Genomic DNA, 11,293 nt, shown 5'->3' with positions numbered 1-11,293 from the left:
ATGAACCTGAATTTTATTGGGTGAATACTGTGCTCGGTAATTTAAAGAGTGCTCTGCGTAGCAACTACTACGCGATTAGGGCGAAATATGCGCAGCGTTATTTAGCTGAATTTCAATATCGGTTTAATCGAAGATTTGATTTGTCAGCGCTCGTTTCCCGACTTATTCTTGTCTTACTCCCTACACCACCAATGCCGGAAAGGTTGCTGAAAGTTGGCTTAGCATAGGTGGTATTTAGGTAAAGCTATGAAAATTGTTTCAATCAATGTATCAAAGAAGAAGGTTGTTGAATACAAAGGTGAGCTGATCACCACTGGCATTTTTAAGAAACCGGTGAAGGGTAGGATATTTGTTAACAGGAACAACTTGGAAGGTGATGAGCAGGCCGATTTAAAGCATCATGGCGGATTTGATATGGCCGTTTATGCATTTGCTAGTGATCACTATGAATATTGGAAACGTATTCTAGAGAGTAGTCACCTGCCTTTTGGAGCCTTCGGTGAGAATTTGACTGTTGCAGGGCTTATTGAAGAAGATGTATTTATCGGTGACCAGTTTCAGGTTGGAGATTGTCTTCTGGAGGTTAGCCAGCCAAGAACGCCTTGCTTTAAACTTAATATGGCTTTAGATAATGATAAAGCAGTTAAGCTATTTATAGACCATCTCAGTACAGGTGTATATTTTCGGGTACTCGAAGAAGGCCACATTGAAGAAGGTGAGGAGCTCAGTAAGGTAAGTGAAGTAACTGGTTCTGTCAGTGTAAAAGCCATGTTTAGGGCCCTATTTGATAAAGAGTATACGTACAGCAAGCAAGTACTTGAAACCGCTCTTCAGATACAAGCCCTTTCTCGGGAGTGGCAAGAAAAATCGGACAGGCGGCTTTTGCGAATAAGTTAGCGGTATTGTTTAAGATAGGGAAGGGCAGTGGCTAAAAAGCTAGCTGTTCGATTAAGTTTGAGCTGATCCAAATTCGATAAGTGCAGTCTCGAAAAATTACATCTACAAATGCCTTTTTCAAGCTTCGAACTCAGCAATAATCACTTTGAATGCTTTGTAGGTGATGTGGCCTGGTCTGTCATACAAAACGGAAGTTATTTTTGAGAAAACTTTTGAGGAATAGCAGTGCCATTTTTTAGCGGTTGTTCGCCTGTAGCGATCTTTTTTTTATTAATTTATTTTTACGTAAATATTTTAATGGTATGTCAATCCACTTTGTTACTGGCTGTACAAGTAGTATGTGGTATCGGCGGGGTTTGTATTTTGGACGCATCAATTAAACAAATCTGAGACTTGATGGCTCAGTAACTGACTGACGAGCAACAAAGGTATCTTTCTATGCACATTCAATTAGCCAGCAAGGTACAAAAAGCAGAGGTGAAATTGATGGAGGCAAAGCTTAAATCTGATGTGCATATACTGTCTGAGATTCTTGCTGATGATCTAATACTCACAAATCATTTAGGGGTAAGATTAACTAAAAGAGATGATTTGATGCTCTATGAGTCCGGTCGCCTTAATATTAAAGCAATGAATTACTCAGAATATGAGATGCAAATTTTTGGTGGTGCAGCTGTGGTTGTCGCACGAGTGCAGATAGATGGATATTATGATGGAGAACCTACAGGTGGAGATTTTAGATTTACACGCTTATAGGCTGGCGAAGGGGAGAGGGTTCAGGTTAAGGTGGCCCACTCTTGCATAGTTGCCTAGCAGATGGGGCTTTGGGGCGATAAAATTGAGAAAAACATAATATTAGAGGTGTTATATAGTTGATCCTGGGGGAGTTTCTACCTCATACATCGTTTAGTATTGTAGAGGGTGTCCATTTTGGGATTCAGCTCCATAATTCAGAAAGAGTTGTAATAAAATAGTTTAAATCCAGTTTCGATGGGCTTTTCATCCAATTTATTGAATGTGGAACTTGTAGCAGTTGTTGAGTATGTAATGCCGGTTTTAAAATCAACTCAAGCGGCACTATATTATTATGCTGTGAAGAAGAGTTTATCCAGGTAGATTATTCCTGATACGTTAAACTTTTGTGCATATATCTCTATGCTTCTTTTAACCCTGAATCGAGAATGGCTATTTGGACTTGGATTGTGGCCAAGTGAATCAAATGTTGCTCGGCAATGGTCTTCACATATCTTTGAGAACTGTGTAGATTTTTGGCTGAGTAAACATAAAAATAAAAAACTTTATGGTAAAGTCATGCATCAATGATACGATAAATAGTAGCTTCTATTTTATGGGAAATAGCCTGATATGGAAATTTCAAACTTTTAAAAGTCGTTGGATGTATGGGATCAGTTTGGTAGAGTATTCTTGTTTCGCAGTATGTACTTCAGGTTTAATCTGTGATGTAAGCTCAAGTTGAACTTGGTCAGAATGAATAAATGTGTCACATTAATTTGGTCCTAATATTGGTGACCATTTTAGCGATGTTCAAAATATATAAAAATCATGATATATGCATCATTGAAAGCTAGGGAGCCCTTAAATAATTCTGTAATATTTCTGCGGGTCTTGAAAACTGCAATTGTAAGGGGCAGTTCGCCGCGAATGATCTTAGTCCTTTGTAAGGCAGCAGATGCGGCCTTCAATTCCTACCCATCAGGGCTTTCAGAGCGTTCACACTCCGCGTTACGACTTGTTGAATGGTCTAGACATTCTTTCAAAGCCACCCCTCGATTGTGGAACCATTTTAAAAGCCAGAGACATTACGGAGTTATTCAGAGGCTCCCTATAGGGTGATCTCCATAAATATTAAAATTATGACTAAATTTGAAGAACTTTAAGTCGAATTGAAAGGTAGTTTCCGGATCTTTAATAAAGATAAGAGGTAGATTCTGTGAATAATCCAGTTAAAAACTCCAAAATACAACCCCTAGCCGATATTTCAGTCTGCAGTTTGATCGTACAGCAAATGCTGGAAGCCCCTGATCGATTAGCCATTATCGATGGGAGAGCCAGTGTGAGTTTTAAGCGTCTGCTACAACGGGCCAGTGCGATCTCGGCTGAACTTGAGATTCGTGATATTAAGCCTGGCTCTTTGGTTGGGGTATGCATGAGCCGCTCCTGGGAGCTTGTGGCAACTTTAATTGGCGTCATGCGAGCGGGGTGTGCCTATGTACCTTTGGACCCAGCTTACCCTCAAGATCGCGTACATTACATGCTGGAACACTCACGTGCTTTGGCGGCTATCGTGGATAGTGATAGTTCTGCTGACCTGTGTCGCGAAGTGGGGGAGTTAATCTGGCTCGACAAAGTGAGCGACCAAGGGGAGGAGATTTTAGATAGACCCGCTAGGCCATCAGCCAATGACTTGGCCTATGTTATCTATACCTCTGGCTCTACTGGCAAGCCAAAAGGTGTTGCAGTTGAGCATCAGAGTATTGTGGCAATGTGTCACTCTATGGGTGAGTTGTTCAGTGAGGAGGAACTCCAGGGAGTATTCGCAGGGGCCTCAGTCTGTTTCGACACTTCTGTAATGGAAATATTTGGCACCTTGTCACTCGGGGGCACGGTAATACTGGGTAAGAATATACTTGATTTGCCAAACCATCCGGCAGCGGATCAAGTAAGAACCTGTGTATCTGTGGCATCGGCAATGCAGACATTACTAGCCACTGAAAAGTTACCCGAGGGGCTTCAGTGCCTGGTATTTGGTGGTGAGGCGTTAAAGCGATCCCTGGTTGAACAGGTTTATTCATTGAAACCTGGGCTGCGGGTGTTCAATGCCTATGGCCCTACTGAGGATACGGTTTACTCAACAATTACCGAAGTTAAGCCAGGCACCAAGGCGATTACGATTGGAAAATCAGTGCCAGGTTCCCGTGCGTATATTTTGAATGAGTCCATGCAACCGGTTTCTTCGGGTGAAGCCGGTGAGTTGTATCTGGCTGGAAGCAAACTGGCAAGAGGTTACTTATACGATGAAATTCTCACTAAGGAGCGTTTTATCGAGAGGGAATCCAGTGACCTTATCCCGGATCGCCGCTTGTACAGAACGGGAGACCTGTGTCAGTGGACGGAAAATGATGAGATAGAATTTCTTGGTAGAGTCGATCAGCAGGTTAAGGTCAGGGGATTCCGTATTGAGCTTGAGGAGATAGAGTCGACGCTTGAGACTATGCCGGGTATTGAAGCTGCTGCAGCGGCCGCTGTAGATGGTGGCATTGGTCAGAAAATGCTAGCGGTCTACCTTGTTAGCCGGGATAAAACGATAACAGATACAGCAGTTAAAGATTTCCTGGCGCAGCGGCTTCCGAAATATATGGTTCCCCAAATCGTGAGGCACTTGGAGGCATTACCTGTGTTACCCAACGATAAGCTCGATCGCAAAAAGTTGATGAAACTAGAGGAGAGCTATGCTGGTTTGGGATCAAAGGTTGGTACTGAGAATAGTTCCAGTGACTTGATGCAACGCCTGATCGGTTCCAGCTCAGAACAGCAAGTTATCTTACTGTCGATTATCCAAAGAGAGGTGGCCGTTCTCCTTAATTTTGCTGATCCAGAAGATGTATCACCGGAGCAATCTTTTTCTGGCCTCGGTCTAGACTCTCTCACAACCTTGGAATTGGCTCGGCGTTTGAGCAATAATCTGGGCCGTTCGGTTGCTTCCCAGGCGATTATTACTTACGCAACCCCAAATGCCCTGGCAAACCACATCCTTGGTAGTTTGAGTGATAATTCAGCTAAGGACTCGAATGAAAAAGTGAATCGTGCAGCATCGGATTCACTTGCCAGCTTCCAATCACATATTCAATCTAGCCATCCCACTTTCCAAGCTGCAAAAGCACAGTCCTGGTCTGCACTGGATAAGAGTAAGCTGGTGCAAGAAGTCATGTATATGGTGAACGACCAGCGCCGAAACCCTTACAGTAAAGTGCTGCGCACAGGTAGTGCCACTCGGGGCACAGTGAGTGATGTTTACAACGATGAAGAGCAGGAAGCAATAATCTGGACAACCAATCTATATCTTGGTCTGAACCGGGATAAGGAAGTTATGGAGGAAGCCGCTTCCGCGGTAGCGAAGTTTGGCACTGGGATGGGTACTTCTGCCGCTGCGTCAGGTCTCACAGATCTCCACCTGGAGTTCGAGACTGAGTTTGCAGAGCTGGTAGGGAAACCCAGTGCATGCTTGTTCCCTACAGGGTATACCGCCAATGTTGGAGTGGTTGCAGGTCTTCTTGGTGAAGACGATGTGGTGGTTATAGACCAGCTTTGCCACGCATCTATTGTTGATGGTGCCCGTCTCTGTGGAGCAACGATCCGGACATTCAAGCATAATGATGCCGCCGACCTGGAGTCTGTGCTTGAGTCAGAAGTATCCCCATACCGCACGGTCCTTGTTGTTCTGGAAGGCGTATACAGCATGGGGGAGGGCGCCGCACCGGTAGCCAAAATTGTTCGTACAGCAAAGAAATATGATGCGCTCGTTTTGGTGGATGAGGCGCATTCCTTCGGATTCTATGGTGAACGTGGAGCGGGCATTTGTGCCGCACAGGGAGTTACCGACCAAGTTGATTTCATTATGACGACGCTCAGTAAAGCGCTGGGCAGTCTTGGTGGCGTTATTGCGGCGAAGGAAGAGTATGTAGATCTTTTGAGGTCATCATCAAGAGCTTATATTTTCCAGGCTTCGATCAGCCCTGCAGATATTGCCGCGGCACTGACGGCTCTGCGGAGGCTCAGCACCGATGATGGCTTGCGGGAGCGGCTCTGGGATACGACGCGCTATATGCGGCAGCGGTTCGAACAAGCCGGCTATGATCTGGGGACAGGAGATGGGCCTATTGTTACGCCGCACTTTAGTAACAAAGACAAGCTGTTTGCAATAGTGCAGGAGTTATATAAACGCGGTGTCCAGACATCGGCGGTTACCTATCCCATAGTGGAGAGTGGGCGTGGCCGGCTCAGGCTTATTTGCTCAGCAGCCCATACGAAAGGGGATGTAGACAAGACCGTTGAGGCCCTGATTGAGGCGGAGCGGGAAGTTGATAACTTATTAGTTGCCACAAAAGAAAAAGCTATGGACTCGAGCATAGCGCAGTCCGAAGTGGAAGATTGGGCGAATAATTTCTCCGGCTATCTTAAACGATCATTAGCAGGAGGCTCAGCCCCAACTCCAAACCTGGCTATGTCTGTAAGTGCCACTGACCAGTCTGAGCCGGTAAGGATTTTGTACTACGACGGAAATGTGACCTTAAGTGATCATAAAATATCCGGTCTGCCTTCCTGCTCAATGCTCCTAAAAAGTAGCGATGCAGTTTCCGCCTTGCACTCCTCCGATGTACAAGGGTTACTGAAAAGCATCTGTGCAGGGAGTTGTGTTTTAAATGGTCAGGTGGAGGCATTTATTTGGTTTATCGCGCGCATGGTTGATCTGCGGCGGGGCTCAAACGAGTCAGCAGCTAGCCGGCTGCATCATGAGCAAGTTGTCTGCTAGTTGAGTCGAAAATTAATCTAGATGATTGGCCCTAGCAAATACTGCGGGGCCTCTTTTGGATTCGTTATTGGCATCCATGCCCCATATGGCTCCAGGTGCAGTTGTAGCTTTGACATCTCACTCTTGAGGAAGCTTTCATGAGACGTAAGTTGCTGATTTCTCACTTCTCCACTCTGGCTAAGTTTCGCCAACCCAGCTGAATCAGTAACAGGACCAATATTGCTGCGGCAGCAGTGATAAAAAATGGCAATCGAATATTCAATTCCATCGCTCCCCCACCGACCAGGGAAATCAGACTTGCTACCAGCGTAAAGCCTGCGGTGGCTATTCCCATTACCCAGCCCTGTTCAGTTTCATCGACGCTATTGGCAAATGTCTTCAAGAGGGCGGGGTAGGCGAGCCCAAAGCAGAGATAGGCAAAGAAAATGCTCAAGTAACAAAGCCAAATTTGATTACTGAATGCAAAGACTAAAGCGCTGCCTCCCATAACCAAGGCAGATAATTTGATAACCAATGGCTTGCTCCAGCGTGATAAGACTGGCTTAACCATAAACAGGCTGGATATCGCCACAGCAATGCCCATAGTCAGCATGGCCATGCTGGTCACCAGCAAGCCTGCCTGGAACCGGCTACTCAAGTAATTGGCGATAAAGATATAAAAGCTGAGATGTACCAGCATAAAGCAGAGGTAGGCGGGGCAAAGCCTGATTACCCCTGGGCGGTCTTTTAAATGTATGAACTGTGTAAAGAGATCCAGGAATCGCAGCTTAAGCTGCATCGGTGCCTTTCGGCTGTCATGGAAGAAGAGCAAGATTAGGCATAGGGTGATGGCGACAAGCACTAGCGCAAAGTAGAAGGGCAGTTGAATGCTGGCGATATTCCCCAGTAGTTCTCTATCTGCCAACAAGCCAGCCATGATAGGGCCGGCAACCGCGCCGGCACTCATGCCGGCCACTAGAAGACCCAGGTTCCTGGAGGCTTCCAGTTCTGTCTTGCTGGCATCAATCATTGCCGCCTGCGCTATAGGCTGGTTGCCTGCAGTGAATCCGCTGACCACTCGCCCCAGGATCAGGAGCCAGAGGCTGCTGTTAACCAGAGAGAGGATAGTTATTGCATAACCAACAAGAGCACCTATTAGGCATAGCACCATAGCATTCTTGCGCCCAATACTATCGGATAGCTTTGCGATATATACAGAGCCGACAAACCAAGCCAGAAAGAAACTACAGATAACGACGCCATAATATAGATGCCGTGTCGCCTGGGGCGTATCTGTAGGTAAGAACTGGAATTTTGTCGACATAACCAGTTCATTGATAATTGGAAAAAGGAGTCCCTGGCCCATTAGGTCAACAAATACCACAGCCAGCAGGGCTAAGCGGCACATTGAAGACATGATGGGGGCCTCGCTTCTTGTTCGGTTATCAATTCCAATAACTGAATCAAGATAGCAGTTGGGGTGCTTTGACAGGAGTATCTACTGGAGCGGTAGGGCGATTGCTACTTTGCTTTTTTCGGGTGTCGGTATGGTGGAATTGCGCTTCCTTGCGTATTTTACTGTCTGGATTATCGATCAGCAGAGTTGTCGCTGGTTTTGGCGGATTTCGATCGTCCAGCTTTCGGATACACCAGCGCTTTCAGCGAAGCCCTCCCATTTATTCACGGCTGCTGCTACCTCTTCAACAATATCCATTGGCCGCTTGATGCTGATTGCCCTCCCTACGGCAAGCAAATCTTCTAATTGGAAATTGTCGCGCTTACCATTGATACTCATCTGATGTTGACTGGTCCACGCGCCCCCCGGATTGTGGGCGTAGGTTACATCGAATGCGGGCGACAGAGACCATTCGCCTTCGGGGCCCATCAGGAATGCAATGTTCTTTGTGTGATCATCTTGGTTCCTGGCCAAAACATTGAATACCATTCGGCGATATTGTTGAATCGCTTCATTCTTGGGCAAGTAGAGTTCACGCATAACGCTGAAGGCCTGCTCGTAAGAGTGGGCGCCAGCCATATTGAAATCCAGGTGCGCGATGCCGCAGAGAGATTGCATATGTAGCTTCTTGCCATTCACACGATCGAAGCGCCGCGTCATGAAATGTGCCCGGCCGTTTTCTTCGAGAAGCTGGCAGTCTGTCATGTTAATACCAGCCTCCAAGGCCATAAGATGGTATGCGTACTCAATCCTCCCGTACCCATCGGTGGCGCCGAGTTCCAGATCCCCGGCACCATCAAATTTCAGCAGCCAGTAGTCGTAATCTTTCGGCGCGGGAACTTGGCCCGAGCGTATATCCCCCTCGCTATTCATAGCAATCACCGCTTTTGCTCTGGCGCCTCCAGCGCTGGTACCCACTCTTAATATGTCCAGCAATGCCCCGGATTTCTCGGTATCACTCTTTCCAAGTTGGGCGTTCAGGTCAGTTTGCCTGTGGGTAATGGCTGCAGCTAGCTTTACCAGCTCCTCAATATTGAGATCGACAGAATCCTTAAAGCTGCCATCCACCGCGGGCTGAAATTCCAGCGCTCCCATACCACGGGTACCGGTATAGCAAAGCCGCTCAATGGGGTTAAAGCTTTCCGGAGTCCGCCCCTGCCGAGCGAGCCAGGCATCAATAACGGCATTACCGAATTTGTCGGGCAGGCAGTCTGCAAGTAGCCCCGGCAGTCCCTTAAAGGTGTCCCGATTGAGTGTGCGGAACATATAGGGTTCTACTGGAGACTCGATAGGCATGGTAATAGGGGCAATATCCAGCCTGCGCTGTAAAAACTCTGGGGCATATTCAAAAGCACCATACCCGCTGTCGTCCCAATGGACAGCGCCAACTATTTCCCCCCACAGATGCACTACTGCAGTATTTGTTCGATTTACCATTCTGGCTTATCCCTCTTTTTAATGTTTCTTGCCGGGGTCTTGGGGGTGCCTTCATCAGCCCCCCCTTTAAGGGCTTTAGTGGCGCCAGAGGCTCTGGCTCTTTGCCGCTGCTTGCCATGCATAGCAAGTTGCATGGGACTAACAGTTGGAGCTGGGAGGAAAGCTTCCAGTGCATCCAGCCGTCGAAGTACTCTCAGTGCCGCAACCAGGCTGTCGAGCCTGCCGCGACCAGCCTCTAACCCTTTGATGGTGGAGGTAGATAAGCCGGCACGCTCAGCCATATCATCCTGGGTGAAGTTCATCCGCAAGCGGTACTCTCTGAGCCTGTTGCCCAGCGTATTGAGTATCTGTTTATCAGACTGTCCGTGGAAGGCCATTGTAGCTATTATTCCATCTGTAAGTTACTAATCAGCTGTTTAATAGCTGCTTTTTGATCTATTAACACAAGTTAAAGTTATATGCTATTAGTAGTTAAAAATCCACCTTTTAACTAGCTTAAAATTAAATTATAGGTGGAAAGGCGGCTTTTATTCAGGGTAAAGGTCAATGCCAGGGGTAAAATCGATCTCGATACCTATGTTCATAATTAAAAGTCGGAGCAGCCTCTATCCATGGTCCTCCGAAGATCCTTGTGCAGGCGAAGGTACTTGGGGCCACTTCAGGAGGAAAAGAGCTGTAGATGTTGGAAAGGGCTATGAGACTTGCGAGATGCGTAAACAATGATGTCAAGGAGCTCACTCTGTTCGCGCATTGTTCACCTGCAGCAACTCCTTCCTAAGAAGCGTCCCTTAAGCTTAGAGGGCTGAACTATAACCTGACCTGGGTGGTACTAATGCACCGTATGAAAATTCAATCTGGAGTCAGCCAGGCAATATGTATCGATAAATAAATATTTAATTTTGAACTTAGAAGCCAATATTATTCGTGGGTAATTTATTCATCTGTAGAAGAAAATATTCTTCGAGTATAAAAATTCGAAGTCCCCAGGGCTATGAGTAGCTTAGAAGATACTAAATAGATAGTTGTTTTTATATATCAACTTGTGAACAATTTGTACTAAGTATGGTGGGTTCCCAGTCAAGTGGAGTTGGTTATAAAAATTTAGGGAAAAGAGTGAGTCTTCGAGTAAGCTTAATAGCCACCTTGATAGAGACGAAGTAGAAAATATGGATGTGAAAAAAATGAAGTACGTACAGGAATACATTTTCTTAGTTTTGTTTTCCCTGTCAGTGCCATTGTTATCCGTGATGATATTGAAGATGAGAATTACCAAGTACCCACCTCAATACTGCCAGCATTGGCCGACTTTCCAGGAGAAGGGCACGGGGTCCTGATTTTTCCTCAGTGAGTTGTTACCGCGGCACATGTGACCTGTACGAAACACCCTAAGGAGATCAATATTAATAGCCGGCCGCGTAAAATTGCGTCCGTATTCGTTCATTCTGGGCACAAAATGCTACCCGAAGCCCTTATCAAAGAGGCATTAGCTACAGGTGAAGGCATTAAGTTACAGGAATTCCTCGCAATGTCAGATGATATTGCGTTAATCAAGTTGGAAGAGCCAATCAATGATGTGGAGCCAATCCCTCTCTATCGTGGCAATGACGAACTTGGTAAGACTATCCAGTTAATCGGCAAGGGAAGCACGGGTAATGGTAAAGAGGGGCCAAAACCCAATAGCCCACATCGAACTTCTTTGCGTAGAGCCTTCAATGTTATCTCCAGTGTTGATATGCGCTGGATTTCCTACACATTTGATTCGCCAGCATCTGCTGTTTCACTTGAGGGTATGGCTGGCAATGGCGATAGTGGCAGCCCGGTTCTTATCGAGGAAGAACAAGGATGGCAGCTTGCTGGTCTTGTTGCTTGGGTTTCCAGCAACAGAGATTTGCGCACGTATCACGGTGGGCGCTGTGTTTTATACACATCATTTAAGTCCATTTAAAGCTTCCACCGCCTCCATGTAATGAAGC

Annotated in this window: 8 protein-coding genes; 5 read left to right on the top strand and 3 right to left on the bottom strand. The window is 46.3% G+C overall.

Going from position 1 to position 11,293, the window contains the following annotated elements; genetic code table 11:
• The 4 genes from ACCI49_RS21680 to ACCI49_RS21665 all read left to right on the top strand — a co-directional run.
• A partial coding sequence (locus tag ACCI49_RS21680) for a transposase (RefSeq protein WP_371841325.1) occupies positions 1-227 on the top strand: 227 nt, incomplete at its 5' end.
• 19 nt (positions 228-246) lie between these two features.
• Positions 247-897 carry an MOSC domain-containing protein gene (locus ACCI49_RS21675; RefSeq protein ID WP_371841323.1) on the top strand — a complete coding sequence of 217 codons (651 nt, stop codon included), beginning with the start codon at positions 247-249 and terminating at the stop codon, positions 895-897.
• 438 nt (positions 898-1,335) lie between these two features.
• Positions 1,336-1,653, top strand: a complete 318-nt coding sequence (locus tag ACCI49_RS21670) for a nuclear transport factor 2 family protein (RefSeq protein WP_371841322.1) — start codon at positions 1,336-1,338, stop codon at positions 1,651-1,653.
• Positions 1,654-2,848: 1,195 nt separating this feature from the next.
• A complete protein-coding gene (locus ACCI49_RS21665) occupies positions 2,849-6,448 on the top strand; it encodes an amino acid adenylation domain-containing protein (protein WP_371841321.1) in 3,600 nt (1,199 codons plus the stop codon).
• A gap of 160 nt (positions 6,449-6,608) precedes the next feature.
• On the opposite strand, the gene ACCI49_RS21660 is transcribed toward ACCI49_RS21665, so the two are convergent.
• The 3 genes from ACCI49_RS21660 to ACCI49_RS21650 all read right to left on the bottom strand — a co-directional run bounded on the left by ACCI49_RS21660 (position 6,609) and on the right by ACCI49_RS21650 (position 9,697).
• The gene (locus tag ACCI49_RS21660; protein ID WP_371841320.1) at positions 6,609-7,844 is read right to left on the bottom strand and encodes an MFS transporter; all 1,236 of its coding nucleotides are present in this window, start codon (positions 7,842-7,844) and stop codon (positions 6,609-6,611) included.
• 177 nt (positions 7,845-8,021) lie between these two features.
• Positions 8,022-9,320, bottom strand: coding sequence for a type II toxin-antitoxin system HipA family toxin (locus tag ACCI49_RS21655; protein WP_371841319.1), 1,299 nt, complete (start codon positions 9,318-9,320; stop codon positions 8,022-8,024).
• Positions 9,314-9,697 carry a helix-turn-helix transcriptional regulator gene (locus tag ACCI49_RS21650; protein WP_371841318.1) on the bottom strand — a complete coding sequence of 128 codons (384 nt, stop codon included), beginning with the start codon at positions 9,695-9,697 and terminating at the stop codon, positions 9,314-9,316. Before ACCI49_RS21650 ends, ACCI49_RS21655 begins: the two co-directional genes overlap by 7 nt.
• Positions 9,698-10,686: 989 nt before the next feature.
• Here ACCI49_RS21650 and ACCI49_RS21645 point away from each other — a divergent pair.
• A complete protein-coding gene (locus tag ACCI49_RS21645) occupies positions 10,687-11,265 on the top strand; it encodes a trypsin-like serine protease (protein WP_371841317.1) in 579 nt (192 codons plus the stop codon).
• Positions 11,266-11,293: the final 28 nt, after the last annotated feature.

It is taken from the genome of Microbulbifer epialgicus (assembly GCF_041447265.1).
In the GTDB taxonomy this organism is placed as follows: domain Bacteria; phylum Pseudomonadota; class Gammaproteobacteria; order Pseudomonadales; family Cellvibrionaceae; genus Microbulbifer; species Microbulbifer epialgicus.
Note: the sequence above shows the minus strand (reverse complement) of the source record. Positions and strands in the feature narration are given on the sequence as shown.

What these genes read in the sequence shown, in the direction of transcription:
- ACCI49_RS21675 (WP_371841323.1), top strand. Translation starts at nt 247, where the DNA reads ATGAAAATTGTTTCAATCAATGTATCAAAGAAGAAGGTTGTTGAATAC.
- ACCI49_RS21670 (WP_371841322.1), top strand. Translation starts at nt 1,336, where the DNA reads ATGCACATTCAATTAGCCAGCAAGGTACAAAAAGCAGAGGTGAAATTG.
- ACCI49_RS21660 (WP_371841320.1), bottom strand. Translation starts at nt 7,844, where the DNA reads ATGTCTTCAATGTGCCGCTTAGCCCTGCTGGCTGTGGTATTTGTTGAC.
- ACCI49_RS21655 (WP_371841319.1), bottom strand. Translation starts at nt 9,320, where the DNA reads ATGGTAAATCGAACAAATACTGCAGTAGTGCATCTGTGGGGGGAAATA.
- ACCI49_RS21650 (WP_371841318.1), bottom strand. Translation starts at nt 9,697, where the DNA reads ATGGCCTTCCACGGACAGTCTGATAAACAGATACTCAATACGCTGGGC.